This is a genomic window from Exiguobacterium sp. R-39, from assembly GCF_049942815.1.
Lineage (GTDB): Bacteria > Bacillota > Bacilli > Exiguobacteriales > Exiguobacteriaceae > Exiguobacterium_A.
On the sequence record NZ_CP187965.1, the window covers coordinates 2,469,026 to 2,495,466 of the forward strand.

Annotated in this window: 28 protein-coding genes and 1 other annotated feature; of the genes, 11 read left to right on the forward strand and 17 right to left on the reverse strand. The window is 48.1% G+C overall.

Annotated features, from left to right (window positions below):
• Nucleotide 1 precedes the first annotated feature (1 nt).
• The 6 genes from ACP26N_RS12975 (at nt 2) to ACP26N_RS13000 (ending at nt 4,578) form a co-directional block, all read left to right on the forward strand.
• Nucleotides 2-292 (forward strand): EscU/YscU/HrcU family type III secretion system export apparatus switch protein, encoded by a 291-nt coding sequence (locus ACP26N_RS12975; protein WP_426354006.1) that lies wholly within the window; start codon nt 2-4, stop codon nt 290-292.
• Nucleotides 289-681 carry a flagellar protein FliS gene (locus ACP26N_RS12980; RefSeq protein WP_188004679.1) on the forward strand — a complete coding sequence of 131 codons (393 nt, stop codon included), beginning with the start codon at nt 289-291 and terminating at the stop codon, nt 679-681. Before ACP26N_RS12975 ends, ACP26N_RS12980 begins: the two co-directional genes overlap by 4 nt.
• Nucleotides 681-1,574, forward strand: a complete 894-nt coding sequence (locus ACP26N_RS12985) for a flagellin (RefSeq protein WP_426354008.1) — start codon at nt 681-683, stop codon at nt 1,572-1,574. Before ACP26N_RS12980 ends, ACP26N_RS12985 begins: the two co-directional genes overlap by 1 nt.
• An 18-nt stretch (nt 1,575-1,592) precedes the next feature.
• A complete protein-coding gene (locus ACP26N_RS12990; RefSeq protein WP_131502211.1) occupies nt 1,593-2,033 on the forward strand; it encodes a YaaR family protein in 441 nt (146 codons plus the stop codon).
• A gap of 23 nt (nt 2,034-2,056) precedes the next feature.
• Nucleotides 2,057-2,725: a DUF2225 domain-containing protein gene (locus ACP26N_RS12995; protein ID WP_188004680.1), complete on the forward strand. Its 669-nt coding sequence runs from the start codon at nt 2,057-2,059 to the stop codon at nt 2,723-2,725.
• A gap of 101 nt (nt 2,726-2,826) precedes the next feature.
• A complete protein-coding gene (locus ACP26N_RS13000; protein ID WP_426354010.1) occupies nt 2,827-4,578 on the forward strand; it encodes a diguanylate cyclase domain-containing protein in 1,752 nt (583 codons plus the stop codon).
• 34 nt (nt 4,579-4,612) lie between these two features.
• Here the strand turns inward: ACP26N_RS13000 and ACP26N_RS13005 are convergent, their stop codons facing one another.
• The 11 genes from ACP26N_RS13005 to ACP26N_RS13055 form a co-directional block, all read right to left on the reverse strand.
• Nucleotides 4,613-4,792 (reverse strand): hypothetical protein, encoded by a 180-nt coding sequence (locus ACP26N_RS13005; protein WP_026827549.1) that lies wholly within the window; start codon nt 4,790-4,792, stop codon nt 4,613-4,615.
• Nucleotides 4,793-4,819: 27 nt separating this feature from the next.
• The gene (locus tag ACP26N_RS13010; protein WP_233494501.1) at nt 4,820-5,206 is read right to left on the reverse strand and encodes a hypothetical protein; all 387 of its coding nucleotides are present in this window, start codon (nt 5,204-5,206) and stop codon (nt 4,820-4,822) included.
• Entirely contained in the window at nt 5,170-5,541 is a 372-nt protein-coding gene (gene fliS, locus ACP26N_RS13015; RefSeq protein ID WP_188004682.1) for a flagellar export chaperone FliS, read from the reverse strand. The genes ACP26N_RS13010 and fliS overlap by 37 nt, the downstream gene beginning before the upstream one ends.
• Before the next feature lie 12 nt (nt 5,542-5,553).
• Complete coding sequence (gene fliD, locus ACP26N_RS13020; RefSeq protein WP_188004683.1) at nt 5,554-7,116, reverse strand: flagellar filament capping protein FliD; 1,563 nt, start codon at nt 7,114-7,116, stop codon at nt 5,554-5,556.
• An 18-nt stretch (nt 7,117-7,134) separates the two neighbouring features.
• Nucleotides 7,135-7,491, reverse strand: coding sequence for a flagellar protein FlaG (locus ACP26N_RS13025; RefSeq protein ID WP_188004684.1), 357 nt, complete (start codon nt 7,489-7,491; stop codon nt 7,135-7,137).
• 995 nt (nt 7,492-8,486) lie between these two features.
• Complete coding sequence (locus ACP26N_RS13030; RefSeq protein ID WP_188004685.1) at nt 8,487-9,329, reverse strand: flagellin; 843 nt, start codon at nt 9,327-9,329, stop codon at nt 8,487-8,489.
• 223 nt (nt 9,330-9,552) lie between these two features.
• Nucleotides 9,553-10,836 (reverse strand): methyl-accepting chemotaxis protein, encoded by a 1,284-nt coding sequence (locus ACP26N_RS13035; protein WP_426354012.1) that lies wholly within the window; start codon nt 10,834-10,836, stop codon nt 9,553-9,555.
• Nucleotides 10,837-11,035: 199 nt separating this feature from the next.
• Nucleotides 11,036-12,550 carry a peptide ABC transporter substrate-binding protein gene (locus ACP26N_RS13040; RefSeq protein WP_426354013.1) on the reverse strand — a complete coding sequence of 505 codons (1,515 nt, stop codon included), beginning with the start codon at nt 12,548-12,550 and terminating at the stop codon, nt 11,036-11,038.
• Nucleotides 12,551-12,646: 96 nt separating this feature from the next.
• Nucleotides 12,647-12,882 (reverse strand) — a binding site (T-box leader).
• Between the two features lie 62 nt (nt 12,883-12,944).
• Nucleotides 12,945-13,340, reverse strand: a complete 396-nt coding sequence (locus ACP26N_RS13045) for a hypothetical protein (RefSeq protein WP_426354015.1) — start codon at nt 13,338-13,340, stop codon at nt 12,945-12,947.
• Nucleotides 13,341-13,710: 370 nt separating this feature from the next.
• Entirely contained in the window at nt 13,711-14,541 is an 831-nt protein-coding gene (locus ACP26N_RS13050) for a GNAT family N-acetyltransferase (protein ID WP_426354016.1), read from the reverse strand.
• 77 nt (nt 14,542-14,618) lie between these two features.
• A complete protein-coding gene (locus tag ACP26N_RS13055; RefSeq protein WP_131502223.1) occupies nt 14,619-15,101 on the reverse strand; it encodes a hypothetical protein in 483 nt (160 codons plus the stop codon).
• Between the two features lie 137 nt (nt 15,102-15,238).
• On the opposite strand from ACP26N_RS13055, the gene ACP26N_RS13060 reads away from it, so the two are divergent.
• On the forward strand, nt 15,239-15,742 hold the full coding sequence (locus ACP26N_RS13060; RefSeq protein ID WP_114595083.1) for a hypothetical protein: 504 nt from the start codon (nt 15,239-15,241) through the stop codon (nt 15,740-15,742).
• 54 nt (nt 15,743-15,796) lie between these two features.
• On the opposite strand, the gene ACP26N_RS13065 is transcribed toward ACP26N_RS13060, so the two are convergent.
• Together ACP26N_RS13065 and ACP26N_RS13070 are read right to left on the reverse strand one after the other, a co-directional pair.
• Nucleotides 15,797-17,062 (reverse strand): ATP-binding protein, encoded by a 1,266-nt coding sequence (locus ACP26N_RS13065; RefSeq protein WP_131502224.1) that lies wholly within the window; start codon nt 17,060-17,062, stop codon nt 15,797-15,799.
• Nucleotides 17,059-17,718 carry a winged helix-turn-helix domain-containing protein gene (locus ACP26N_RS13070; protein ID WP_131502225.1) on the reverse strand — a complete coding sequence of 220 codons (660 nt, stop codon included), beginning with the start codon at nt 17,716-17,718 and terminating at the stop codon, nt 17,059-17,061. The genes ACP26N_RS13065 and ACP26N_RS13070 overlap by 4 nt, the downstream gene beginning before the upstream one ends.
• 129 nt (nt 17,719-17,847) lie before the next feature.
• Here ACP26N_RS13070 and ACP26N_RS13075 point away from each other — a divergent pair, with 129 nt between their 5' ends.
• From ACP26N_RS13075 to ACP26N_RS13090, 4 genes are all read left to right on the forward strand, one after another.
• Complete coding sequence (locus tag ACP26N_RS13075; protein ID WP_426354018.1) at nt 17,848-18,978, forward strand: hypothetical protein; 1,131 nt, start codon at nt 17,848-17,850, stop codon at nt 18,976-18,978.
• Nucleotides 18,979-19,456: 478 nt separating this feature from the next.
• On the forward strand, nt 19,457-22,282 hold the full coding sequence (locus ACP26N_RS13080; RefSeq protein WP_426354020.1) for a sensor domain-containing protein: 2,826 nt from the start codon (nt 19,457-19,459) through the stop codon (nt 22,280-22,282).
• Nucleotides 22,283-22,363: 81 nt separating this feature from the next.
• Complete coding sequence (locus ACP26N_RS13085; RefSeq protein ID WP_114595077.1) at nt 22,364-23,245, forward strand: YitT family protein; 882 nt, start codon at nt 22,364-22,366, stop codon at nt 23,243-23,245.
• A gap of 30 nt (nt 23,246-23,275) precedes the next feature.
• On the forward strand, nt 23,276-24,178 hold the full coding sequence (locus ACP26N_RS13090; RefSeq protein ID WP_131502229.1) for an alpha/beta hydrolase: 903 nt from the start codon (nt 23,276-23,278) through the stop codon (nt 24,176-24,178).
• Nucleotides 24,179-24,225: 47 nt separating this feature from the next.
• On the opposite strand, the gene ACP26N_RS13095 is transcribed toward ACP26N_RS13090, so the two are convergent.
• From ACP26N_RS13095 to ACP26N_RS13110, 4 genes are all read right to left on the reverse strand, one after another.
• The gene (locus tag ACP26N_RS13095) at nt 24,226-25,050 is read right to left on the reverse strand and encodes a squalene/phytoene synthase family protein (RefSeq protein ID WP_131502230.1); all 825 of its coding nucleotides are present in this window, start codon (nt 25,048-25,050) and stop codon (nt 24,226-24,228) included.
• Between the two features lie 127 nt (nt 25,051-25,177).
• Nucleotides 25,178-25,405 (reverse strand): carbon storage regulator CsrA, encoded by a 228-nt coding sequence (gene csrA / locus ACP26N_RS13100; RefSeq protein WP_026827533.1) that lies wholly within the window; start codon nt 25,403-25,405, stop codon nt 25,178-25,180.
• On the reverse strand, nt 25,405-25,845 hold the full coding sequence (gene fliW / locus ACP26N_RS13105) for a flagellar assembly protein FliW (RefSeq protein ID WP_251138601.1): 441 nt from the start codon (nt 25,843-25,845) through the stop codon (nt 25,405-25,407). Before fliW ends, csrA begins: the two co-directional genes overlap by 1 nt.
• Nucleotides 25,846-25,849: 4 nt before the next feature.
• Nucleotides 25,850-26,428, reverse strand: a complete 579-nt coding sequence (locus ACP26N_RS13110; RefSeq protein ID WP_426354023.1) for a DUF6470 family protein — start codon at nt 26,426-26,428, stop codon at nt 25,850-25,852.
• Nucleotides 26,429-26,441 lie beyond the last annotated feature (13 nt).

Here is a 26,441-nt window from a genome sequence, read left to right on the forward strand (position 1 = left end):
TATGTACCAGAAAATTGATTTAAAACACCGTAAATCAGCGGCCGTCCTCCGGTACGATGAAGCGTCCGGTAATGCGCCGGTCGTCGTCGCCCGGGCAACCGGTGCCGCAGCGGACCGCATTTTGCAAGAGGCGCGTGCCAGCGGCGTCGCGATTGAACAGGATACGTCGCTGCTCGGTCATCTGCTCGACCTTGATCTTGGAACGGCGATCCCGCCGCAACTGTATGATGTAATGGCCGAATTGTTATTATTGATTGAAGAACTTGATCACGCGAAAGGACGGAACTCATGACCGAACAGGAACTGTATCAAATGACTCCCCAACAATTGACGGAGACGATGTTAAAAGGTCTCGTCTTTCAATATGAACAGGCAATTACCGGTCGCGACGAGCGACGGTTCGATGCCGTCAACGTCCGTCTGCAAAAAGCCTACCAATTGCTTGAAAAACTGCAGGCCGGACTGAACGACGAAGGCGGCATCATCACCGCCCAGCTCGATCAACTGTATTATTACTTAGCAGAACAGACGTTACAGGCTTACATCGAGCCAACGCGTTTAAACGAATTGTTGCAACTGACGGAAGAACTGCTGATCACCTGGCAAGCGGCCAGTCTGAAGAAAGACCGTCCCCTCGTCCGGGCGGCACACCATGAGCGTTACGAAGGGATGGACTATTAATGCGGATTTCAAACAACGTACAGGCTTTGAAAGCCTATCGAAACTTAAGTGCCAATCAGATGAACGTCAAGACGACGATGGATAAACTGTCGAGCGGTCAAAAAATTAACCGCGGCGCTGACGATGCGGCCGGTCTCGCGATTTCAGAAAAGATGCGGAACCGTCTCAAAGCACTTGATAAAGCGGAACAGAACGTCCTCGACGGAATTTCAATGGTTCAAACGGTCGAAGGCGGACTCAGTGAAACACACAACCTGTTGCAACGGATGCGGGAACTGGCCGTTCAAGCAGGGAACGGAACACTTGCAACCGAAGACCGGACGGCGATCCAGGAAGAAGTCAATCAGTTGACGAATGAAGTCTCACGGATTGCCGAGACAACCCAGTTCAACGGTAAAAAACTATTGACAGGTGGCTTCAGTACAGAAGACAATGCGGTCTTCATTCAGACGAATGCCGGCGCGAACGAAGGCATTTCTTTAACGATTAATGATATGCGCGCACTCAACATCGGAATCAGTACGACCGTCAAACCCAACGCCGACGCCCGGACACTCGATTATCCAAGCGTCAACACAACACCGGAATACGCGCTCAGCGTCATGACGAACAGCGACGCCGATGAAGCTATCAGCCGTTATACACAGGCCATCGATACGATTTCCCAGCAACGGGCAAAACTCGGAGCGATCCAAAACCGGTTCGAAGCAACATCGTCCGTCCTCAGTGTCAGTAAAGAAAACCTGACGGCGTCCGAGTCACGCATTCGTGATACCGATATGGCGCGTGAGATGATGGAGTACGCGAAGTACAATATCCTCAATCAATCAGGCATGGCGATGATCGCCCAGGCAAACGCCTTACCGCAAGGCGTCTTACAACTACTCAACTAATCAAAGGAGGAATCCCCGATGGACATCCGGCGCATCCAAGAAACAAGCCGCCTGCAGACACCGAAGACCGGACCACGTGAGGTCGAAGCCTCGACGACGTTTTCTGCCTTGATGCAGGATAAGCGTGAACATAAAGGCTACGAACGTCTCCAACAAAAACTGATGCTCGTCGAAGAGCACGGTCAGTTGCTGGCGGAAAGCCAGACAATCGAGAACCTCGAAGAATATAAAGAAAAGATCAAGGACTTCCTAAAAGATGCCCTCGATCAGTCGCAACAACTCGAAGAAAAGCGTGGCTTCAACCGCCGTGGCCGAACGAAAATCTACAAGGTCGTCGAACAGGTCGATGCGAAGTTGCTGCAACTGACCGACAACGTCATTTCCGGCGAATCCCGCCGACTCGAGATTCTCGACCAGATCGGTGAAATCAAAGGAATGCTCGTCAACGTTTTTGTCTAAATTTATCTTGAGGAGCACGTATCATGCCTGATCTTTATCTTAAAAAATGCCGTTGCCCCTACTGTCTCAAAGAAACGGAGACGAAACGTGTCTTGAGCCGCCATATTCGTGTCAAACACACCGATATGGATGGCTTCATTCATTATCAGGGACCTAACGTCTATTTTTACGAACCCATCCAATGTAGCCACTGTCGTTTCATTTTCCATGAAGCGTTTGAAAAACTACGGCCTGATGTCCGAACGCTACTAAAAACGGACATCTTATCAACGCTTCCGGTCTTACCTTTCTCTGCAACAGAACGTTCTGTGAAACAGGTACTGTATCTATACAAACTATGTTTGTATATGGCACAAGTCACGTTACAAAAAGACAGCATCCAAGCGATGCTTGGTATTCGAATTTCATGGATGTATCGGTTGCTGGAAGATTTGGAACAGGAACTTTCTTGGACGATGCGATCTGTCCAAAAATACGAAACCATCTATTTTGAGTATTCGGATGCGGTCCGAACGGGTATTCCTCACGATGTCTTACTTTTACGGATCAGTGATTTGTATGCGACGTTAGGCGATACAGATAACGCCAAACAATGGTACGGTCTCATTTTCCAAAGTAAAACGGTTTCCGATCGAATTAAAAAAGAAGCCCGCGAGCACTGGGAACTGTACCGCGAACAACATCCCATTTAATTTTCTCCCCTGTTTGTCTGCGATGTGTTGGACGAAACAGGGGTTTTCTTTTTGGTTGACGAAATCCATACATATAAGACATCGAGGAAGGAGGCGAACACATGACGAGACCTTACGCAACCAGTCTTTATTTACTTGTGACCTATCTGATTCTAGCATTGACGTTTGACCAGACGTGGACCCCTGCCATCGCCGGCAGCATTACCTTAATCGGCTTAAGTTTCTGTTCCTGGTCAGCGTTTGTTCATTTTTTAAGACGACCGAATCATCCGTACCGTAGAATCGGTCAGGCGATTGTGTTATTTTGGCTCGGAATTGTCATCAACTCTGTTTTAGCATCGTTACCCGACCGGTTCCACCCTGTTTGGTCTGACGCCTTGGCAAATGTGACACTGACACTTTTCTTATTCTTGACCGCGATGACCTTGGCCCAACTAATCGATTGGTCCTCGTTCCGTCAAAATCGGTTGCTTTATCTTGATGGCTTTATTTTATTCGGCATGTCGTTCGTCTTCGGTTACGTGATGATTTTACAGAATGTGCCTGATTTTTCCCGAAATACCGTCGAACTGATTGCGATGACCATCTATTCGCTCTGTTTCATGGCACTGATTTTGTTTTCTCTGATCCTCTACACGACGGGGCTAAGCGATACAGTACGTCACCGGACGCTCATCCAGGCCATTGCCCTGTTTTGTGTGGCGAACTTCGGTTACTACACGTTTTTGATTCGTGGCCAGTTTGATCTTGCCGTTTTTTTCTTACCGCTTTATCCACTCAGCTTGTTTGAACTCATCCGTTACTTCCGCCGCGTCCCGGCATCGACGACACGAAAATATACGTTGTCGCGTCCGTATTTACCGTACATTAGCCTGGTGCTGTTGCTCGTCTGGATTTCCTTTTTCCAAGTTCCGCTTCTTGTTTACGTCTTGTCAATCGCCTTATTGTTTTCGTTGTTTTTAATTCGTCAGTACTTTTCAGAACGGCTAAACCGGCGTTTATTAGAAGAACACGAAGTCATCCAGCTTGATCTCGCGCAGCAGGTCAAGGAACAGACATCCCTCCTCGAACTGCGGAAAGAAGAGTACCGGCGATTGTTTCTCGATCATCCGGAACCGATTCTTCAAGTCAACCGGATGGGGACCCTCCAAACGATGAATCCGCCGGCCTTGCAGCATTTCGGTCAGCAACTCCCGGAATACCTGTCGTCACAACTCCGTCGAGAAGTCGGGCGCCTGGAGACAAGCCGGAAGCTATTGTTGCATGAAGGAACCAGAACATACGATACGACGCTGATTCCCGTTCCGGATCACGAATATGTCTACGTCCTGCTGTCGGATATCACTGAAACGCTCGAACAGCAACAGTGGCTCGAAGAACTTGGCTATCACGACGCCTTGACCCGGTTACCGAACCGCCGGTATTTCGAAGACTTTCTGCAGGACCGATTGGTGCAGATTGAATCCGGTTCGTTGCTGTTCATTGACCTCGACGGGTTCAAACAAGTCAATGACAGGTACGGACATGACGCCGGCGATTATGTCCTGCAGGAGACGGCGAACCGGCTCAGGCTTCATCTCGGGGAAGATGAAGTTGCTGCCCGGCTCGGCGGAGACGAGTTCATCGTTTTCTTACCCCGTTCGAAATCTGAGACAGTTCACTATACTGAAGACTTGATCAATCAGCTCAATCAGCCGTTTTTGTTCCACGGGACAGCAATATCGGTCACGCCGTCGATCGGGATTGCCCGTTACCCGGAAGACGGCGTAACGATAAGTTTGTTACTGATTCAAGCGGACGAAGCGATGTACAGCGTCAAACAACATGAAAAAAATGCATACCGTTTTACATGAAAGAGGACCTCCCACGGTGGAAGGTCCTCTTTCGTTACAACGACTCGCGTCGATATTTTTCTTCTTCATACGCATCCGGTAAATCAGAAATCGGACGTTCGGCTTCTTCCCAGGATTCCGACTCGACATCCGGTTCGATGAACTGATCGTACGATCCATCGGAACGGTAAAATGGTTTGACGACCTTTCGTTTCTTGTCTTCACGTTTTGGCACGCGAGATCCCTCCCTACGTCTAGAAAGTTACTGACGAGAATCAAAATACGGTGAAAAACTACCTTCGACTTCTTCGTACGGATCGATATACGATTTTCGACTTGTTTTCGTCTGACGCAATTGATTGATTTGTACCCCTAATTTAGCGGTTTCTGACGATAATTTCAAGTCGATTTTTTGACTTTCTGCAACCAGCTCTTGAATGACGGCTTGATTGGCGCCGGCCAGTAAGTTCGAATGAGCGGCGATGAACGCTTCCCGTTCGTTCAACAAGTTCTGGATTTTCAGTAACCATTCGTCATAAACGTCTTCGTCCGGTGTCTGCTCAAGCAGTTCCATCAGATGTTTCGTCTTCAGACGGAGCGGATCAAGCGGACTCATCGTTGACGCGCGAGCTTCATCGCTTCTTTCCATGTCTCGCGAAACTCTTCCGCAAAACCGATCACTTCATCAATCGCAACGACATCACTTTTGACATTGGCATCAATCAGACGACCTTGCATATAGTCGTATAGATTATTCAGGTCTTTTGACAAGGCAATCGACTTGTTGAGCGTCAATTGTAACTCGAGAATGATAGATTGTGCTTTTTGAACATTAGTATTTTTTTGTTCAATCAAACCTTGTTCGATTGCCCGTTTCGCAAGCATCGAGAACTTAATCAGTCCTTCATACAGCATCAACGTCAAATCTTGGGGTAAAGCGGTGGTCACTGAGTTCGTTTGGTACGTCGCGTATGGGTTTGCCATCTGAAGTCCTCCTTATTGTCCTAAGTATGAAGCGAGCGTCGCCGACTGGCTGTTCGCTTGATTCATTGCCTGTTCCATCGCCGCAAAGCGACGATAATAACTGTCTTCTTTTGTTTTTAATTTATCTTCCCATGTCAACATGGTCTTATCGAGGTCAGCGAGGGATTTACCAAGTCGATACGTCGTCGAGACAGCACCATCAAGTCCAGCTACTTTCGAAATTTTATCGCGCATCGTCGTTGCGAAACCTTGAATTTGACGAACAAATCCGTCGAGTCCACCTAGATTTGGTGTAACTGAGCCATCAGGATTCTTAACAGGTTCCGGAGCATCAGCTGTAAATAGTTTATAGACGCCTTCTGGCTGTTCTTCTAGCATCTTCTTCAATTTTGTTTCATCGATTTTCAGTTTCCCACCGTCGCGGAAATCATTGGTTGATGTGATACCGATTTGCGACATATAGTTCAATTGAATTGTATCAGTTCCTGACGTATACGAATATCCTGTATCAATCTTTGCAGAGATTGCACTCCGGAACGACGTCATCCCATCACGAAGAAAACTGTCATTTTTCAATACACCGCTCATCGCTTTTTCTTCCCATTTTTTCACTTCGTCTTCACTCAGTTCTTTTCGCTGGGCATTTGTCAATGGTTGGAAGTCACGATATTTTTCTTCCCGGACTTTTTTATTCATTTTATCGATCAAATCGTTATACTTATCAACAAATTTCTTGATGGAATCAAAGTTTGCTTGGGTGTCGAGTTTTGTATTAATCGTTGTGGCTGTTGTAGACGTTCCGTTTAAAGTGATCGTTAGACCGTTTTGGGTGAAGGTGTTTGTCCGTTGTTCGAGCTCTTGCCCACCAATTGTATACTTGGCGTTTTTGCCGTCTTGCCCCATCGTCGCTGACTGTGAATTAACAATCTCAGCATTGGCATTTACATCACGAATTGTTATATCTGCACCATTTGTATTCAGTTTTCCGGTACTTGTTTTCGTTAAAACCAGTTTACCTGTAAGATCGTTATAGACCGCACTCATGCCTAGACTTGTTTTACCATTGATCGCTGAAGTTAAATCGGACAGTTTTTGTGTTGCATCGAGTGAAATCATTTCACTAATTGCTGTTCCGTCAGCAGCAAAGCTATTGATTTGAATATTGACTTTTCCATCAGTCACCGTAAACATGCCACTGTCAGAAAGCGTTATATCAGATGACTTACCTGCTGTTGTCGTCATTGTTACAGATGCTGCTGATGCCAGCTGACCAATTTCATCAATCGTTATACTACCAGCTGTTGATGCTGGACTTGCCGACACAGACACTTTCGAAGTGTCAGAGCTTATTGCAGTTTTAGTAGTATAGTTTTTTGATAACAACATGTCACTTGCAGCTGTTCGTAAATCGAGTAAACCACGGTTCATTTCGCGGTAAGCATCACGTTGCCATGTCAACGTTTGTTTTTTTTGAGAGAGACGATCAACGGGTGCACGTTCTGCCTGCATCAGTTGTTTAATCATCGTTTCTGTATCAATCCCACTTGCCAGACCACTAAGACGTATTCCTGCCATGTAATCAGCCCTTTCCTATTAAATTCGTTTATCAATCAGTTGATTAAATTCCATAAAGGCAGCAAAAAAATCAAGTTCCTTTTTACTCGGTATTTCTTGAACGACGTTGTTATTGGTATCTACGACTTGAATATAAAATTCATTAAGTTTTTCATGTTTAACGAACTTTAAACCTGTACGTTGCGCTTCGAGCTGAACGTTAGCCTTTTCGATTGCGGTTTCAAGCTTTGTGATATGCTGAGGTGTCGGCAAAACGACGATCCCATCCTGCGCCAACTCCAACTGATTCGCTTCGATAAAGACATTCCGAGTCGCTTCGTATGGTAAGACATTTTCAGGCAGGTGAAGCCGAATTTCCGTATTGATGGAATTCATGGACAAACACTCCTTTTTCTTCTCTATGTAGTATATCGGTTTAGACCATTCTTTTTATTAGTTTTATTTTAAACTTCATAAAATCAGGAATAAAGGAACATACGTTCTTTTATGAAAGAAGCTTTGCTATGCTGATTGATAGATTATCAAATGCTCAACAAGCTATCTCACTAGCAAGTATTTTAGTCGAGGGTGAAATCACAAAATGTTATCTAAAATCTCGTAGGAAAAACAAAATAGTGAACGAGAACACTTTGGTGAATCGCAACGATTTTATCGTGAAGACTACTCGTGTCAAAAATACATTTACATTTTTGGAGCAAGTTTCACCGTATGCAGTGGACTTATCAAAGTTTGCTCATTAAGTTAGACTGACAGGCTCGTCTCAACCAACTTAAATATGAACATCCACAGTATCAAGTACTCGCCTCAAACCCTTCTAGACCGTATACATCAGAAGAATGCACTACCATTCTGGAACTCAAGACAAGCGGATGGACGACACAAGCAATCTCTGAAAAATCCAACCGGACATATTGGTCCGTCACCTATAAATTTGGACAACTAAAAAAAGGCCATGGAACAAGTCCATGACCTTTAAGTAAATGATATGACCAATTACGATTAACGGAGTAATTGGAGAACGCCTTGCGGCTGTTGGTTCGCTTGCTACGCGCATTAACTTTCGCTAATGATAAGACTATATCTTCATCCTAGTTTTACTAGGAGCTGGGCGCTTCCCCCGCCGTTTACGGAGTACGGATTTCATAACCATCGGAAGTGTCCATTAGGTCGTCTATCCTAGTCGTTGAACCTTCACCAAGGTTTCCCTACAGGTGCTTGGCTGCTGATTGTCCAATCCTTGACGTTTTTCAGAACGGTCACGCTCGCCGTTTCCAGCCACGTTGTCGTACATCAAGGCTCTAAAGGAGTTCCAGCAATTCACCCAGTCATGCTCTGATCAGTTACCCAATCAGACGCCCGGTGGAATCAAATTACCGAAGGAGTTGAAGCACGCCTTGAGGTGTTTGATTCGATTGAGCCAACATTGCTTGTGCAGCTTGCGCAAGAATCGAGTTCTTTGTTTGGTTCATCATTTCTTTCGCCATGTCAACGTCACGAACACGTGATTCAGCCGCTGTTAGGTTTTCAGAAGATGTTTTAAGGTTATTGATTGTGTGCTCTAAACGATTTTGAGTAGCACCAAGTTTAGAACGCTCTGCTGAAACTGTTTCAATCGCATCGTTTACTGTAGTGATAGCTGTGTTAGCACCAGTCTGAGTAGTAATGTCAATACCAACTGTTGAAGCTTCATCTGTTCCCGTACCAACTGCAAGTGCAGTTGCATCCATGTTACCGATGACTAATGTAAGGTTTTGTGATTCATTTGCACCAATTTGGAACACTTTACCGTCAGTATCTGAACCATCAAGTAATTTTTGAGTGTTAAACTCAGTAGTTTTAGCAATACGTGTAGTTTCTTTTGCTAACTGAGTAAATTCTTTTTGTAATTCTTCACGATCAGTAAGTGTGTTAGTATCGTTGGCAGATTGAGTCGCTAATTCACGCATCCGTTGAAGAATGTCATGCGTTTCGTTCAATGCACCTTCAGCTGTTTGAATCAATGAGATACCGTCTTGTGCGTTACGTGAAGCTTGATCAAGTCCACGAACTTGTCCACGCATTTTTTCAGAGATTGCAAGACCAGCTGCGTCGTCGCCTGCTTTGTTGATGCGAAGACCTGAAGCCAGTTTCTCCATTGATTTCCCTTGAGCTGAAGAAGCTGCAGAAAGTTTGTTGTGTGTGTTAAGTGCTGTAATGTTGTGATTGATAATCATTGTAAGTTTCCCTCCATAGGAATAAATTTTTTGTCTCTTTGAAGATCCTTCTTCTCCGAGATGCGCCCCCTGGCCGGCCCAAGAGTAGCGCGGTGGTTGTAGTCGATGACTGCTTCCACTCTATATATCGTCGCCGTACCGAAATGTTTAACAGTTTCTCTCAAAAAAAATAAAAAAGTTTAAACAAAAATCGCAGACGCTACTTCCGTCTACGATTTCTGATTTACAGACGCGTCGCGCCTGTCTCTTCCTGTAGTTGTTCTGCGACTGCAACCAACTCTTCCATCGCGCCGTTGACCTCACCAAGTGAAGCCGCTTGATGGCTTGATGCCTGCAAGACCTGTTCCGCATGTTTCGATGCTTCTTCGACCATCGCGAGGATATTCGCCGTCGTCAAACCAACCTGATCGATTTCTTTATCTGACTTGATGACGAGTTGATCGACCGACTGAACACGCGAATAAACACTTTCTGTCGACTGATGAATCTCTTCAAACGACGAACCGGCTTGTTCGACGAGACCGACACCGGTTGCCACTTCTTTTTGGACGTCCGTCATCGCGTTCGCTGTATCATTGACGAGACGTTTGACACCGGAAATCAAATCGGTGATTTCTTTCGCTGATGTTGCAGTCTGTTCGGCGAGTTTTTTGACTTCCGCTGCGACGACTGCAAATCCACGTCCCGCATCGCCGGCACGAGCCGCTTCAATCGAGGCATTAAGACTGAGTAAGTTCGTTTGGGCCGAGATGTCACTGATGACATCGGTAATCCGTGAGATTTCACCTGTCATACCGGTCAGTCGACTGTTCAATGTCGCTGATTGTTCCATCTTACTTGAAATCATATGCATCGCTTCGACCGAGTCTGTCGCCAGCGTCTTCCCGTTCTCAGCTTCCGTCTGCATGACCGTTGCTGATTTCAATGCTTCGTTCATTTCTTTGGCGACTTCGTCCATCGTCCGTTTGACGGCGCCGAGCGCATCCATCGACAGATAAGCTTGATCGACGTTTTCATTCATCTTCGTTGAGAGCTCTGCCATCGCCGAGCGGATGCTTTCGCCTGATGCATTACCTTCTTGGACAGCAGCCGCGATTTCCTGCGCTGACGCCGTCAGTTTATCACTTGAATTGCCCATCTGTGTTGCCTGTTTGTGGATATGTAAGACCATGACTTCGAGTTCATGCATCAACTGATCAACTTCGTCGCCGCGTTTTGCTTCTTCGAAATCGACGTTGAAATTACCGTTTGCGACTTCACGTGCTGTTTCCGTCGCTTTTTCAATCGCTTTGATTGGTTGACGGAGAATCAATTGGATCAATGCTGAACCAATGATGGATAAAACTAAGCCAATCCCGGCACCTAACCAAATCGACGGTCCGTCCGCGACATCAAGTCCTCGGTTTAAAAACAACGTCAACTGTGCTGAAATCCCACCGGTAATGACTGAAATCGCCAAGACCCAGACAAACAACCGCATCTTTAAATTTTTGCGTAATCTACTCATCTTCGAAACTCCCTTTCCTGTTTCAAATCTCATCACCCTACTTATCGGCAGGTTCTGAGAACGCTTTAAGTGAATTGACCTGATTTTGCAGTTCACACCTTCATACTTTCGTCACATCGATAATAGACATAACAAAAAAACATCCAGTCAATACCTTCTATAGAAGAAGGAAGTTGACTAGATATCTGTTGGTGTTACTTTATTTGCGGTCAATCTCAACGTATTTATAGGAAATATCTGTTCCGACATTGTGACGGGCCAGGTTTTTCACTTCCGTGTTTTGAAGGAAAGCATTTTTCCGTTGGTAGACCGGTGAAATCGCTTGATCGTCGAGTAACATCGTTTCGGCTTCGCTTAAGAGTTCCAAACGTTTGTCCTGATCGAGTTCGTTTTCCGCCTGTTTCAAGAGTTTGTCATACTGTTTGTTCGAGTAGTCCATCATGTTGAACGGATTTCCTGTCATGAAGAGGTTCAAGTATGTTGTCGCATCTTGATAATCCGGAGCCCAACTCGCGAGTGACAAGTCATAATCCCCTCGTCCTTCACGCGCCAACCGTTCTTTTTTCGGCAGTGACAACAGCTTAACATCGACATTTTGTTGTTTCAGTGAACCTTGGATGTATTCGCCGATTTTCTTTGAGACATCGTCGTCTTCAATGATCATCGTCAACTCGAGGTTTTGATCCGCGAGTACTTGTTTCGCTTGTGCTGCGTCAAACGATGATTCAATTTGACGGGTCTTGTCGTATTTTGGATCGAGTTCCTGCGGGACGATGTAATCGGCCGGCAGTGAGCCGTTTCCGAGTAACGTTTCTGTCAGTGCTTTTTTATCGTACGCCGCATCAATCGCCTGGCGTGTTTTCTGATCTTTCAGCGCGTCCGTTTTTTGATTCATCCGGATGAAGAACATCCGTGAGTCGCTGAACGTGTTGTACTCTTTTTTGTTTTTGTACGTGACGACATTTTCGGAGTTGAGTGGTGCAACATCGAGTTCTCCTGTTTCAAACAGATTGATCGCAAGCATCGGATCTTTGATGATTTTGACATCGACTTCGTCAATCTTGACGTTTTTGCGGTCCGCGTAGTCTGCGTTTTTCGCGAGCGTGTAGCCTTGCTCGGCCTGATATTTTTTGAACGTGAACGGTCCGTTGTAGACGTTTGTTTTTGGATCCGTTCCAAACTTTTTACCTTGTGCTTTGACGATGTCTTCCCGGACCGGCATGTAAGTACCAAACGTCGTCATGCTGAGGAAGTATGGTGTCGGGCGTTTGAGTTCAATTTGTAACGTCTGATCGTCGATGACCTTTGTTTCTTTAACCGGCTCAAGCAGGTACGCGAACGGTGAATTCGTGTCGATGACGCGCTCGTAGGCATAACGGAAGTTTTCCGCTGTGACCGGTTTGCCGTCAGACCATTTAGCGTTTTTGTCCAACTTAAACGTATAGACTTTTCCGTCTTCCGACACGCTGTGCGACTTCGCTGCTGCCGGTACCAGTTCATTGTTTGCGTCAAAGCGGTAGAGTCCTTCATAAATCTGGTTAAAGATATTTGACGTGATGGCGTCTGCCGGGTCGACCGACAGGAGGTCATAACTTTCCATCGTGTGCAGGACTTTCTTGTCATTCTTATTTGGTGTTGCTTGTTCTGTATCCGTTGTGGAGCATCCTGCGAGCAGGAACGCCGTACTTGCCGCCGCGATCAATGTCTTTTTCATAAATAATTCCTCCTAAAGATAATGTGCGTTGGATGATTCGGCGTTCCTTGACGTAAACAAAAAAGACACCCTCTATGCCACAGCAAAAGCTGATGCATAGAGGACGCCTGTATCCGCGCGGTGCCACCTCTAGTTGAGATTAAAAATCTCCTCTTGTCGCTGGTCCAACAACCAGCTAGCCCGGTAACGGGGGCAACCGTCCTGTCTACTGAATCGTTCAACAGGCTCTCAGCGGTCCATTCCCTGATCAGCTTACCGCGTCAGGCTCTCACCTTTCCTGACTCGCTTTGTCGGCAGTGTTGACGGTACTTACTCCGCGTCGTTGATTTGTTTGATATGGCTTAACTTGTTGTTTACTTTACACGGCTTGTTTTCAACTGTCAACGAAAAAAGCTTAGAACGGATGATCCTCTTTGCGTTCCTGCTCTTTCCGGACCGGACGGGGACGAATCGGTTCAACGCGTTCGACATGTGTCCGCGTGATAACCCGATTCCCGAATGCCGCATCCAGCAAGATCGTAATCGCTGCCGCTAGATGCAAGAACATGCCGACGACCGGAATGACACCGACTGTTGATGCGACGATTCCGACGATATTTCCTTTTGACACCCGGCCGGCACGTGCCGTCAAAACGACGACCACGATATGGAACGCTAACATGACCCAAAGCGCATTGTAACCTGTTCCAAAGACAATAAATAATCCACCTAGTACCGGAATCCCGAGCATTGCCTCTAAACCACCTGATACCCACTTCAACGTCCGTAATGAATCTTTACGACATTCCATAACGTCGCCTCCTCTTTTTTTCCATATGTGTAGTATACGACAAAACCGCGAGAAGGTTTCAGATTTCTTTTAGAATGTGAACTTGTTTCCCCCTGTTATTTACTTCACCATTTGTCACAAGTTTCCTAACAAAAAAGTTTCCGTCGTCCGGGTGCGACTCCTGCGGGAAAAGGAAGGGCTTGTCCCTTCCGTCAGGAACAGGCAAGACCCGGTCGTCCGAAGAGGACGATCGCGGCTTGCGTTCCGCCCGAGGAAAGCGCACCAACGGACGACAGGAAACGATATCGTATTTCTTTAAATAGCGGACAGACCTGTGGTCTTTGAATTCTACAAAAAAAAAGCCCACTCGCGTGGACTTTCTGTAAAACAATTATAAGCCAAGTACGTGGAACTGGTAACCACGTCCGACAACGAACCCAGCCTCTTTATAGAGATCAAGTGCCCGGGCATTATCTGTCTCAACATCGAGTTCAAGCTGCGTCCGACCTGTGCGGAACATCGCCTGAACCATCAGCTTCAGCATCTTTTTGCCGTATCCGTTGCCTTGTGCTTCCGGACGGACGGCAAACGCGTGAATGCTCGCCTGCGTCTCGGACGCTAAGTAAGCCCGAATGACACCAACCGGCTTGCCGTTTGAGACACCGATGAACGTGACACGATCATCCGATTCAATCGCTTGATAGATGGATTCCGCTTCATCCGCTGTGTTGCCGAATGACGAACCAAGTGTCTCGACGATGAACGGACGATCGTCCGCTGTCGCTTCCCGCAGTTCAAAATCTGGATCCGCTTTTAGGAACAATTGCGCTTTTTTCAGGACCATGTTGTATTCCGTCATCCGGTACTCGGCACCGAGCTGACCAAGGACGGCCTGGCCCGATTTACTTTCATCATCAATGACGAACGTAAACGCTTCGACCCCTTGCGGACGGGCTGCCTCTTTCGCCGCTTCGACGAGTTGCGTGAAGACACCCTGTTTCCGGTAATCCGGATCGACGAAGACATTGATTTCCCACTCTGTCGGTAAGTAAGCGAACGCTTGCAGATAACCGATTAATTTCGTATCGTCATAAATCGCGAAATCATTTTGTCCGACCCAATCTGCGGCGACTTTCAATTCAATTCCGTCGTGATCGTTGACACATTTCTCAAGTTGTAAGACTTCTGTTGTTTGTTTAACTTCTGTTACTGTCCATTCCATTTCACTTCACCTCAACCTTTACTATATCGGACCATCAAAAGAAGCACTAGCAAAAGCTGGTGCTCCTTGCAGTTTCCTCATTTTAATTTGAATGTCTTCATCATCGCCGGCACATCGTGTGTGATTAAGTCGGCAATCTTTTGTTTCCCGGCTGCGCCTTTGACGGCTTCCGTCGGTTGCACATAATAGTATGTTTTATTGCCTTTTGTGCCGAGATAGGTTCCGAACCCGACTTGTTTCTCAAATTGTTTTTTCGTTAATTTTTTCGGTTCAAAGTTCAAGTTGACGAGCATTTGATCTTTTCCCTTTACTTTATAGTAGAGCGAAAACGTCCCGCTACGTGTCACGATACCGTATTTCGTCTTGACGGTTTTGTTTTTGACGACATCGATCTTATCCTGCTTGATCGCTGTCTGCAAGGCTGTCGTCGCCTTGACGGAATAGCCGAAGTCCTTGTTTTGAATCGTACCTGTTTTGTACGTCACATTACTTGCGCCGAAAGCTGTCACCGGAATTAGACATGCTCCGATTAATACCCCTGTCATTGCTACTCGTTTCATGCTAACTCCCCCTTAACTCTTCGATAGTAAAGGAATTCCCTTTTGTGAAATAGGTAAACTCTATTCTTGAAAAAGATTTGACGGAATTGTCTAAATTTCTTACGATAGAACTAACGAAACGAAATGGGGTTAAACTGATGGCTGAACAAGAACTATTAACGCAAGAACAGCTCGATAATCTGCTGAAAAATTCGTTTGCGATGCAGGTACCAATCCTCGAGAAGTTCATGAAAGATACACATGACCGCTATGCACTTGCAACGACATCGTTCAAACGCGACATGGATACGATGAAAGAATCAGAGTGGCACCAGTTCTTCGCCGGTAAATTGTTACCGCACTTCTTCCTCGAGCATCTTGGTTTCGGGGCGTCGTTCCGCTTTAACGGACACGACAAGGAAGTCGATCTTCCGGAAAACGTTGTCCCAGTTCGCAATGATGCCGATGATCAAATCGCAAAAGTCGTCCTCGGCGTTGAAAAAGCGATGAAGGATATGCACATCAAAAATCATAGTCTGGTGGCGAAATTCTATCAGGAGACACTCGAACTCGCTTGTCAGATGGGCAGCCGCGTCGGGATGAGCGATGAGTTCTATACGCTCGTCAAACCGAGTCTCGTTCAAGCCAACGATTCTGAATAACCAACAGGTCCCGCTCTTCACTCAGGTGAATGACGGGACCTTTTTTTCTTTTGCTTATTTGAACCGGATATAAAAGCAGGCACCACCAAGCATGCTGTCCCGGACACCGTACGCTAAGCCGTGACTGTCGAGAATCAACCGGCTGATGGCAAGACCGAGACCATGCCCGGAGCCGCCGGTCTGTTTGACATACAAATCCCAGATCGTTGACCGGTCGTTTTCTGCGACACCGCTTCCGGCGTCCTCCACCGTCAATTCGGTTGCTGTCAGCCGGACGAACACTTCACTTCCGCTCGGGGCAGCGACATGGGCGTTCATCAGAAAATTAACGAGAACCCGTTCGAACATCCGCCGATCAAGCGAGAACAGGACCGGTTCTGTCTCGACCGTCAAACGAAGACCGTCTTTTTTGAACGTCGATCGTAACCGTTCCGCCGTTTCTTCGACTAATTGATCCACGGCCACCTCCGTCCGGTCAAGCGGCATCATTCCGCCGGCGAGTTTCGAATAGACCAGCGTCTCGTCAATCAACAGCCCGAGCCGATCCGTTTCTTCGATGATACTGGTTGTGACGTCCGGCAGTTCGTCGACTGGAATCACTCCGGCCGCCAGAGCTTCCGTCTCGTTGCGGATGATGGCGAGCGGTGTCCGTAAATCGTGCGTGATTCCGGCAATAAACGATTTTTGTAATGCTTCTTTTTGGACAAGCTGTTCCTGCATCTCATCGACGGCATGAATCAGATCACCGACTTCATCATTCGGTCGGTCCGGTAACAGAACGTCTTTTCGTCCGTCGCCAATCTGTTTGGCGACCGTCCGCAGTTCCATGATCGGTCGGATGAATTGCCGTCCCATATAATAGGCCAGTCCGGTTGCGAGCAGTAAGGCGGCCAGTAACGCAACACCGATCGCCAGATAGACGCCGTCGAGGGCACTGCTTGCGAGCGGTGCTTCGCGAATCGTCGTGATGACCGTATCGCCGCTCTTCAACTGATACGTCAACAGCCGGTTCCCCTGGACTTCGATGATGTCTTTTTGTTTGAGATCGTCAAGAATCGGCAGTTCGACGACTTGCCGTCCCCGTCCTCCGATTCGTTCCGTCACTTCGTCACGGGTGATAAACCCTTGAATTTCACGCGGTACCGGACGATTTTCTGCCAGTGCTTCCTCGATGATATTTGCTTCCCGCATCAACTGACTGTAACGTTCATCTTCCGCAAACCGGTTGACGAGGAACGCCGTCAGACTGAAACTGAGTACGCCCATAATCAATAACGGCGCAATGACCGCCAGCAAAAACTTTCGCATCAACTTACTCATTCGATTGCCTCCAACCGGTAGCCGACCCGGTGGACCGTCTTCAACTGCTGTTTAATCGTCGGCATCTTATCCCGCAACTGTTTGACATGTGTATCGACCGTCCGCGTATCGCCTCCGAACGTATAGCCCCAGACTTCATCGAGAATTTGATCGCGCGTCAGTGCTTCACCCATGTGCTCAAAGAAATAGACCAACAGTTCGAATTCCATTTTCGTGAGACTGACGGTGTCCGTTCCACTTTGGACACGGCGCGCCTTCTCATCAATCGTCACGTCACCTAACTGCCGACCGACCGGCAACCGTTGCTTCAACGCCCGCTCGAGCCGGATGATCAATTCCTTGAGGACAATCGGCTTGACGAGATAATCATCTGCTCCCAGTTCCAGTCCGAACACCCGGTCGTCCGCTTCCCCGCGTGACGTCAGCATGAAGACGACCGGAGCCGGAACCGTCGCTTTGATGCCCGGGACAAGCGACCAGCCGTCCCCGTCCGGCAGGCGGACATCAACGAGGGCAGCGTCAAACGACGTACTCGCAAGTTTTGTTTTAGCCTCCGCAAGCGACGCCGCGATCGTGACCGTATAGCCGTGATGACGCAAAAAACGTTCCGTCACCTGTGCCAGCTTCAGTTCATCTTCTATCACTAAAATGTTCATCTTCATCCCTCCACTTGTAGTGTACCGTCTTTTTTGAACGGTTGACGTTTCTTTGCGATTTCCTTGCAACTTCCTCACAACTTCGCAGACGTATCCCGCTAACATAAAAGGTGAAAGGAGTGATCACCCATGCATTTCAAAAAACAATGGATCACCGCACTGACAATCAGCGCCTTAACAGTAGGAGGGGCTTCTGCTTATGCTGCAACCAATGACAGCTCGACAGAAACGAAATCAGAACGTCCGCATTTCGAAGGGATGAAACGACTCGACTTTACGTTACTGCTCAAAAAACTCAATCTGACCCAAAAACAAGTCGATGCCGCCCGAGAAAAAGGCTTATCAATCGCAGATCTTGCGAAACAAAAAGGAATTTCGTTCAGTGACTATAAAAAGGCGGAACTTGCCGCCGCAAGAGAACAGCTCGCTTCACTCGTCAAATCAGGTGACTTAACGAAGTCGCAGGCAGCGGATATGTTAAAACATCATACGGAACGCTTTAGCGGGGTTTCGAGTTATGCCGATTTAAAAGAACAGATGCCAAAAGGACATCGCGGTGACAAAGGCGGCTTCTTCAACGAATCGTTGATTGCCGACGTCTTGAAGGCACTCGGTCTGAGCCAAGATAAATTCGATGCAGCCAACCAATCGCTCGCTGCTTATGCGAAAGCCCAGTCAATCAAGTTCGCGGATTACAAAAAAGCATTGCTTGCAGCGCAGACGACACAGCTCGATCAATTCGTCAAAGACGGGAAGATGACGAAAAAACAGGCGACCGAGATCAAAGCCCGCCTGACAGAAGAGTTCTCGGATGCCAACAGTTACGATGACTTACCGGACCGCGGTCAACATGGACCAGGCGAACACGGTGGACCCGGTCATGACGTCTTCGGTGATACAACGTCCGCTATCTTGAAACGGCTGAATCTCGATGCGACGAAGTTCAAGGCAGCGAACCAACCGTTACCGGAATTTGCGGAAGCGAACAACATCTCCTTCGCTGCTTTTGAGAAGGCTGTCCTTGCCGAACAAACGAAAGCAATCGATGCGAAAGTCAAAAGCGGTGCCATCACGAAAAAACAAGCGACGGCGATCAAGGAACGGATGCAGGAACGGGCCGATGAAGTCTCAAGCTATGACGACTTACAGCAAGGACCACGCGGACATGGACCGGGACGCCATCATGGCATGAACGATTCCGACCGACCGGATCAGGCTGATCCCAATGCCAGCGAGACTTCTGTTGATCTTGCCATCTAATATGTAAAGCACTGACAAACTCCAGCATATGCCATTCAACAGGCATCGGCGGGGTTTGTCTTTTTGTCTTTTTGTCTTTTTGTCTTTTTGTCTTTTTGTCTTTTTGTCTTTTTGTCTTTTTGTACGTTTCCTTCGTTGATGATTTTTTATATTTTTTACCCGATCGAATGATTCGGGTACGTCTGCTTTCGAAGCTCGACTTCTACGGGAAAAGGAAGCTTTTCTTCCGACAGGAACAAGGAAGACCCGGTCGACGGTCACGACGACCGCGGCTTCCGTTCCGCCCGAGAAAAGCGAGCAAAAGAAAGTAGATTTCCCGTCCCACCCTCTTCTTTTCCATTCCACTTCCTCCCATTCTCCAAAAAATGATTCGCTTTTTTTGAAAAAAAAGTCTATTCTTCGAACTTTGATTGCAATTGATCTTCGTTTACTCCGATACTAAGAGTGAGAGAAAAAATTCGAGTGAGGAGATTTGTCTATGACTTTTTTCGACGCGATGCAACGGCTGAGTCGTTCATCTACATCCCCTCTGCTGATTGGCGGGTTAGAACTGTCACGACCAGAACGTGTGGAACCTTTTTTCCAGCAAAGTACAGATGCTGTCTTTTTCTTTAATCATCTTGGTGAAATCATCTATTTCAACGAACAACTTCCACGGATGCTCGGTTATTCGAAGGAAACTTTATATAATCATTTCGCCGTCTTCAATCCACCGGAACAGCATGCGTCCGTCACGGCATTTTTCGAGCGGGCCCTGGCCGGTGAGACGGTCCACTATACGGCACAAGGTCTGCATGCCGATCAACACCGGCTGACGCTCAAAATCACGAATATGCCGATTGAACAGGATGGGCATGTCGTCGGGGTGTACGGGATCGCACGTGACATCACACGCGAAAAACAGTTGGAGGATGATGTCGTCCACATCCGGTCGCAACTGGAACTGACGGAACAGATTCCGGAACTGGTCGTCTTTCATTACGATCCAGTGAACCGGACGATTGAGTATTCACCCTCTTTGATCAAATATTTGGGAATCGAGTCCAGTCTGGTGAATCCCTTTTCGAATGAACAGTTACATCAACGGATCCATCCGCGTGATTTTGATCCGCTCCGTTTTCAGATGATTCGCCTGCTTGATGGAGAAATCGATACGTTCGAACAGGAAGTGTCCGTCCTGAATGCTGACTACGAATACCAACTGTTACGTCTGAAGGCATTACGACGCGACGGTCCGACCGGATTGATTTCTCTGATTCTCTATGATTTGTCAGAAGTCAGTGAAGCGCGCCGTGAACTGGCACTCGAACGGGAACAGACGCGTGAAATCTATGAAGCACTCGAAGCCGCCATCTCGCAAATCGATTTATCAACCGGACGCCTGTTGTTTCATTCCAAAGGGTTTTTCCAGATTTTCGAAGAGTTGCCGCACGATTTGATCCTCAGTCAGGACTGGCTGTTCGAGCGACTTGACCCGCGTGACGTACCGGCAATGAAACGCTTCATCTTACAGTTGCAGTCTGGTAAAGCAAGTTCGATCCAGTACCGTCTGTCGTTCCCGGATGGGCGTATGAAATGGATTGAGGACCAACAAATCCCGGTCTTCCAGCTGGACGGTTCGATTGCCTATACGAACAGCATCATGCACGACATTACACTCCAAAAAGAGTACGAGGAACGCTTGCAACAGCTGGCGATGTATGACTCGGTCACCGGTCTGCCGAACCGCCTGTCGTTGACGGAGACGATCCGTGACTGGATGCAGGCGAACACGGCATTTTCGATTCTGTCGATTTCGTTTAACCGGATTTCGGATATCAACAATGCGTTTGGTCATGCTTCCGGTGACCAGTGGATTCAGGCGACAAGTGCACTCCTCAACACCTCAAAACCGGAGGGCGTCTTTTTCGGGCACCTCGGAGGCGACGAATATGCGATACTCGTTCCGTCGAGCCTCAAGGACGATATCACGTCCTATGCGGAAACGTTGTTATCTTTATCCGTCGAACCGATTTTGATTGATCCTTATGCCTTGTTCACCCGTGTCTCGATCGGCATCAGCCGTTTTCCGGACGACAGCAACGATCCGGTCGAATTGATGAAACATTCGTATACGGCGCTCCGGCGGTCACGACGTGAAAATCAGAGTACCGTCCATCATTATGCGTCCAATCTCGATATCGATTATTACCGCCGTTACCGGCTCGAACAGGATTTACACTATGCGATTGAACGGAAGCAACTGTTTCTTGAGTACCAACCGAAAGTCGACAGCTGGACGGGGAAAATCATCGGTCTCGAAGCGTTAATCCGCTGGCAACACCCGGAATGGGGACGGATTCCGCCCAATGATTTCATCCCGCTCGCCGAGGAAAGTGCCCTGCATATCGCAATCGGCGACTGGGTCGTCGAGACAGCGTGCCAGGCGATGCTTGACTGGTCCAGTGCCGGTGCTGATCTTGTCCCGGTATCCGTCAACGTCTCGCCGAAACGGTTTTTGATTCCCGGGTTCGAACACCAGATTGAACAGATACTGGCTACGTATCAATTGCCGGCCGAGCTGTTGGAACTGGAAATCACCGAAGCGGCATTGATCATGGATGATCCGAATATCAGCCGGACGCTGGAACATGTCAGCCGGCTCGGTGTCCGGATTGCGCTCGATGATTTCGGAAAAGGATATTCATCAATGGTCTACCTGCAACGTTATCCGATTGATGTCGTCAAGATCGATCGCCAGTTTGCGGTACATATCGCCGAGGATAAGAAAGCACAAGCTATCGTTAAAAGTATTCTCTACATGGCGAAGGAGTTTAATCTTGCCGTCATCGCGGAAGGCATTGAAACGATTCAACAGTTGGAGATGTTCCGGGCTCTTGAATGTCCGAACATCCAAGGGTATTTATTCAGCCGACCGGTGTCCGCGGCCGTCATGGAAAGTTTTCTGATCCGGGAAGTCTTGTATCCGATCGAAGCCTGTTCGCTTGCCTCGGATAACGTACCGAGCTTTACGGTCCAAGGCAAAATCAAGATGCTGCAACATCAAAATCAGACATTCGACTTTAGTTTTTCCGAGATTCAAGCCCACCGGACGAGTACACGTCATCTCTACTTTACGACCGATACTCCCTTACCTCTGCAAACCGCGACGTTTGAAGTCCGGTTGTCGGAAGGTCTTCAGCTGGTCTCCTGCACCCTGACTGTCACTGCTTTTGAGGACGGACAATATGTCGGACGCTATACGACGACGCAAGAAGCGGAACTGGTCTTACGGTTTTTCCAGACATTACGCTACAACGGGTGAAATAAGCACTAAGGTCGTTCTCGCGTGCCTTAGTGCTTTTTTGTTATAGTAATGAAAAGTATATGCAAAAGGAGGGGTTCGATGCCCGCTGCTGAACAGGCCAAACGACACCGCCGTTCAACGAAATGGCAACTGGTCCGTCGTTTGTTGTTGCTCACGATCGGTGCCGTGATTTTCGCCATCGGACTCAAAGGATTCCTTGTCCCAAACAGTATCATCGATGGTGGGATTGTCGGCATTTCCATCATCGGATCGAAGTTGACCGATTCGACACTCGCGTTGTGGTTATTCTTTCTCAACATCCCGTTCATCTTCTTCGGTTATAAACAAATCGGGAAGACGTTTGCCTTATCGACGCTCTACGCCATTTCCGTCATGGCGATTGCGACAAAGTTACTGGAAGACATCGGTCCGATGACACGGGTCGATCTCCTCGCAACCGTCTTCGGTGGGTTGATTCTCGGAATCGGTGTCGGGATTGTCATCCGGGCGAGTGGTTCACTCGACGGGACCGAAATTTTAGCGGTCTCGTTCAGTCGCTCGACACCATTTTCCGTCGGTGAAATCGTCATGTTCTTCAACGTCTTTATTTTAGGCGCTGCCGGTTTCGTCTTCGGTTGGGACCGGGCCATGTATTCCTTGATTACTTACTTCATCGCCTTCAAGACGATTGATGTCGTCATCGACGGGCTCGATCAGTCGAAGAGTGTCTGGATTATTTCTGAAAACCATGAAGAAATCGGTCTTGCCATCATGGACCGGCTTGGTCGGACGATGACGTACCTGAACGGGGAAGGTGCTTTTTCCGGCGACGACAAAAAAATCATTTTTTGTGTCATCAGTCGGTTGGAGGAAACAAAGCTGAAGGAAATCGTCCGCGATTTTGACGAAGAAGCCTTTATCGCGATCGGCAACATCCATGATGTCCATGGCGGTCGTTTCAAGAAAAAAGATATTCATTAACGTATCCTACTGCAGAGAGGAAGAATCGCCGTGTCGTTTTTGAAAAAACATCGCAAGAAATTGATTGCCGGACTGATTGTCCTCATCGTCTTAGTGTTGATTGCCATCGTCGGCATTTCTGCTTATGTCGGTTCTTCCTTAACGGAGCCGCCCCGGGAACCGTTGACGACTAATCCGAAAAAGGCGGAGGATCTGGCGTACGAAAATATCTCGTTCCGCTCTTACAAAGACCGGACCCGTCTGTCCGGCTGGTGGATTCCGAGTGAAGACGCCAAGTTGACGATCGTCTTTGCCCACGGGTACGGAAAAAACCGGGAACAAAACGATGTCCCAGTGTTGCCGCTGTTCAAAAAGTTCCATCAAGCCGGTTATAACGTCCTGACGTTTGATTTCCGCGGCTCCGGTCAATCGGAAGGCAAACGCGTCACGGTCGGAGCGAAGGAACAGGATGATTTATTGACCGCCGTCCGCTATGCGAAGTCCCGGGCATCAGAACCCGTCGTCCTCTACGGAATCTCGATGGGCGCCGCAACGTCTCTCGTCACGGCACCGAAAGCCGAAGTCGCGGGTGTCATCGCGGACAGTCCGTTCAGTGATCTCAAGAACTATCTTGCGACGAATCTGCCGGTCTGGAGCGGTCTGCCGAACTTCCCGTTCACGCCGGTCATCCTCCAGGTGACACCGCCTTTAACGGGACTGAACCCGGAACGCGTCCAACCGCTCGAAGCCATCCGCCGGATTGATTATCCGATTTTGATGATTCACGGGAAGGACGATGATGCGATTCCGGTCACGGAAAGTATGCGGCTGCAAAAAGCGGCTCCACGGTCTGAATTGTATGTGACGGAAAACGGCGGGCACGTCCAGTCGTACAAACATGACCGGCAAGCCTATGAAGAAAAAATTTTATCGTATCTCGAAGATATCCGCTAAAAAAAGAGACATTGTTCCGAGGAACAATGTCTCTTTTCGTCTATCCATTATCGTTTTAGAACGGCACTCCCGACAATCTTCAGGACTTCCGGCCGGCTGAGTTTTTCTTTTCCCCGTGCGAGCGCATCCAGTGTTCCGTGGGCGAGTGCAAGCGGAATCTTGCAGAACTCATAGATCGTCGTCTCTCTTGGAATCGAGGCGAGATATGCATCGGCTTCCGCCAGATTCTCCCGGGCATACTCGAACATCGTCTCCGTCGTCCAACCCGGTGGGAAATAGCCGACACCGCGTTCGGCGTCCTCCTGTTGATTGCGCAGGATGTTGACGGCCTGCAGTCCCCGTCCGAATCCGATCGCCTGCTGCTTGTCCGTCACGATACCGGCTTTCCAGTACCAGATGTCGGATAACATGACACCGACCAGTCCCGCAACGTAATACGTGTACTCGTCAAGATCTGCTGCCGTTTTGACCGTCCAGTCCCGTTCTGCCCAAGTGGCCATGCCTTCTGCCATCTCGGCTGTCGATTCCAGGACTTTCGTTCGAATACCCGCCGGACAATACGCAATCCACTCTGACAGGCGCAGTGTCACTTCCGGCAATTGATTCGCGTAAGGGGCAATCATCGTCCGGTATGTCTGCTCGTCGAATGTTCCCCGCATCATTAACGCCGTTTCGCGCAATAATGTCGTCTTGACCCCGGTCGGCAATTCTTCGTGGTCTTCGATTTCATCGATGGCCCGCATACATAAGTAAGCCGCTCCGACGGCTTCCTGTAGTTCCTGTGACAGACGGCTGATCGGTATATAAAAGGTCCGGCTCGTCGCTTTTAATACACGATTCGCATCTTTCTTCAGCTGCTTCGTCTCATTCATCCATTACACTCCCTCTTTAGTCAAAAAGGTTTCTTTTCTCTACATTACTATACACGATTCAAAAGAATTGAGCATTTTTTTGTTGAACGAAAAAACAGGACCGACATTGAAGTCCGTCCCGTCCTGGTCATGTATCTGTTCGTTGTTTTAATAATTGGCTCATCAGACCGGTACTTTGCGAAGCTTCCGCATTTTCATCCTGAATCGCCAGATAGATTTCTTTGCGGTGGATATCGATTTGCCGGGGCGCATTGATACCGAGTTTGACTTGATCCCCTTCGATCGCGAGAATCGTCAACTCAATATCATCCCCGATTTGAATCGCTTCTCCCGTTTTTCGTTTTAAGACGAGCATCAGCGGCCACCTACTTCGGTCAAACTGCCGATCATCCGACGATTCGCGTACGTTTCATCGAGAATGATTTGTTTCGCTTGACGGCGTTTCGTCTCCATGACGAATGGTGCCCGTAAGTTCGTCGTCGATTCCTGGAACGGTTCACGTAACGTGACCGTCGTATAGACGGCGACTTGTGCCGTTTCCTGAATCCCAAGTTGCTCCTTCGCCGATTCCGGTAATTCAAACACGTAATCCGGATCAATCCAAAATGGATTCGTCACGACAAACGCACACTCCGGCTGGTCAATCGATTGGAATGACCAAAAAGGAATCCCTTCGCCGAACGGTAAGAGGATAAAGCGTCGTGCTTCCGGAAAACCCGGTACTTCCGAAGCGAAAGTAATGATTTCACTTTCGTCCACTTGAACCGGACCAAAAAAATCAGTAATGATTTGCATATGATTATCCTTCCCCATCGAACATGCCGCCGACCGGCCACATATCCAGTTGATTTTGTTCCCGCAGATAAATTTCGACCGTACCTTCCGTCACATTCAACTCCGGTCGATTGACCTGAACCTCGATTCGCGGTCGTTCTGCTGTGTAATTGAGTTGCACTTCCACCGGTGTATAATTGATTTTGACGCGTTCGAGACTGCGTGGCGAAAAGCCGAGTGTCGTCACTTCAGCAGGCGGTGTGTCCCGCGATTTTGCGACGCGGGATACCGCATTTCCCCCTTGCTCGATTCGCATCAATTGATCGCCTTCAGACGCTGCCCGGCCAACTGCCTGTTGCCCCATCTGACGACCATATTCCGCATAACGCTGGACTGACTCAAAAGCTGGAAGTCGTCCCGTTTCAATCATCGCTTGGGTCGAATCAATTTCGAGTCGTGCTGCGACGGTTTCGATCGACAGATTCCCTTTCGGTTGTTCAATCGATAATGTCGCCGGTGCCTGATGTTGCTCAAGTGTCGCACGGGTGGTGTTGATTCCAATCTTCGCTGACGTTTGACGCATCTCAAGATGTGGCAGATTCACCGTCCGTCATCTC

What these genes read in the sequence shown, in the direction of transcription:
- ACP26N_RS13025 (WP_188004684.1), bottom strand. Translation starts at nt 7,491, where the DNA reads ATGAATTCCATCAATACGGAAATTCGGCTTCACCTGCCTGAAAATGTC.
- ACP26N_RS12985 (WP_426354008.1), top strand. Translation starts at nt 681, where the DNA reads ATGCGGATTTCAAACAACGTACAGGCTTTGAAAGCCTATCGAAACTTA.
- fliS (WP_188004682.1), bottom strand. Translation starts at nt 5,541, where the DNA reads ATGGCAAACCCATACGCGACGTACCAAACGAACTCAGTGACCACCGCT.
- ACP26N_RS13070 (WP_131502225.1), bottom strand. Translation starts at nt 17,718, where the DNA reads ATGAACATTTTAGTGATAGAAGATGAACTGAAGCTGGCACAGGTGACG.
- fliW (WP_251138601.1), bottom strand. Translation starts at nt 25,845, where the DNA reads ATGCAAATCATTACTGATTTTTTTGGTCCGGTTCAAGTGGACGAAAGT.
- ACP26N_RS13010 (WP_233494501.1), bottom strand. Translation starts at nt 5,206, where the DNA reads ATGGAAAGAAGCGATGAAGCTCGCGCGTCAACGATGAGTCCGCTTGAT.
- ACP26N_RS12990 (WP_131502211.1), top strand. Translation starts at nt 1,593, where the DNA reads ATGGACATCCGGCGCATCCAAGAAACAAGCCGCCTGCAGACACCGAAG.
- ACP26N_RS13055 (WP_131502223.1), bottom strand. Translation starts at nt 15,101, where the DNA reads ATGAAACGAGTAGCAATGACAGGGGTATTAATCGGAGCATGTCTAATT.
- ACP26N_RS13095 (WP_131502230.1), bottom strand. Translation starts at nt 25,050, where the DNA reads ATGAATGAGACGAAGCAGCTGAAGAAAGATGCGAATCGTGTATTAAAA.
- csrA (WP_026827533.1), bottom strand. Translation starts at nt 25,405, where the DNA reads ATGCTCGTCTTAAAACGAAAAACGGGAGAAGCGATTCAAATCGGGGAT.
- ACP26N_RS13040 (WP_426354013.1), bottom strand. Translation starts at nt 12,550, where the DNA reads ATGAAAAAGACATTGATCGCGGCGGCAAGTACGGCGTTCCTGCTCGCA.
- ACP26N_RS13075 (WP_426354018.1), top strand. Translation starts at nt 17,848, where the DNA reads ATGCATTTCAAAAAACAATGGATCACCGCACTGACAATCAGCGCCTTA.
- ACP26N_RS13085 (WP_114595077.1), top strand. Translation starts at nt 22,364, where the DNA reads ATGCCCGCTGCTGAACAGGCCAAACGACACCGCCGTTCAACGAAATGG.
- fliD (WP_188004683.1), bottom strand. Translation starts at nt 7,116, where the DNA reads ATGGCAGGAATACGTCTTAGTGGTCTGGCAAGTGGGATTGATACAGAA.
- ACP26N_RS13060 (WP_114595083.1), top strand. Translation starts at nt 15,239, where the DNA reads ATGGCTGAACAAGAACTATTAACGCAAGAACAGCTCGATAATCTGCTG.
- ACP26N_RS13000 (WP_426354010.1), top strand. Translation starts at nt 2,827, where the DNA reads ATGACGAGACCTTACGCAACCAGTCTTTATTTACTTGTGACCTATCTG.
- ACP26N_RS13080 (WP_426354020.1), top strand. Translation starts at nt 19,457, where the DNA reads ATGACTTTTTTCGACGCGATGCAACGGCTGAGTCGTTCATCTACATCC.
- ACP26N_RS12980 (WP_188004679.1), top strand. Translation starts at nt 289, where the DNA reads ATGACCGAACAGGAACTGTATCAAATGACTCCCCAACAATTGACGGAG.
- ACP26N_RS13050 (WP_426354016.1), bottom strand. Translation starts at nt 14,541, where the DNA reads ATGGAATGGACAGTAACAGAAGTTAAACAAACAACAGAAGTCTTACAA.
- ACP26N_RS13065 (WP_131502224.1), bottom strand. Translation starts at nt 17,062, where the DNA reads ATGAGTAAGTTGATGCGAAAGTTTTTGCTGGCGGTCATTGCGCCGTTA.
- ACP26N_RS13030 (WP_188004685.1), bottom strand. Translation starts at nt 9,329, where the DNA reads ATGATTATCAATCACAACATTACAGCACTTAACACACACAACAAACTT.
- ACP26N_RS13035 (WP_426354012.1), bottom strand. Translation starts at nt 10,836, where the DNA reads ATGAGTAGATTACGCAAAAATTTAAAGATGCGGTTGTTTGTCTGGGTC.
- ACP26N_RS12995 (WP_188004680.1), top strand. Translation starts at nt 2,057, where the DNA reads ATGCCTGATCTTTATCTTAAAAAATGCCGTTGCCCCTACTGTCTCAAA.
- ACP26N_RS12975 (WP_426354006.1), top strand. Translation starts at nt 2, where the DNA reads ATGTACCAGAAAATTGATTTAAAACACCGTAAATCAGCGGCCGTCCTC.
- ACP26N_RS13045 (WP_426354015.1), bottom strand. Translation starts at nt 13,340, where the DNA reads ATGGAATGTCGTAAAGATTCATTACGGACGTTGAAGTGGGTATCAGGT.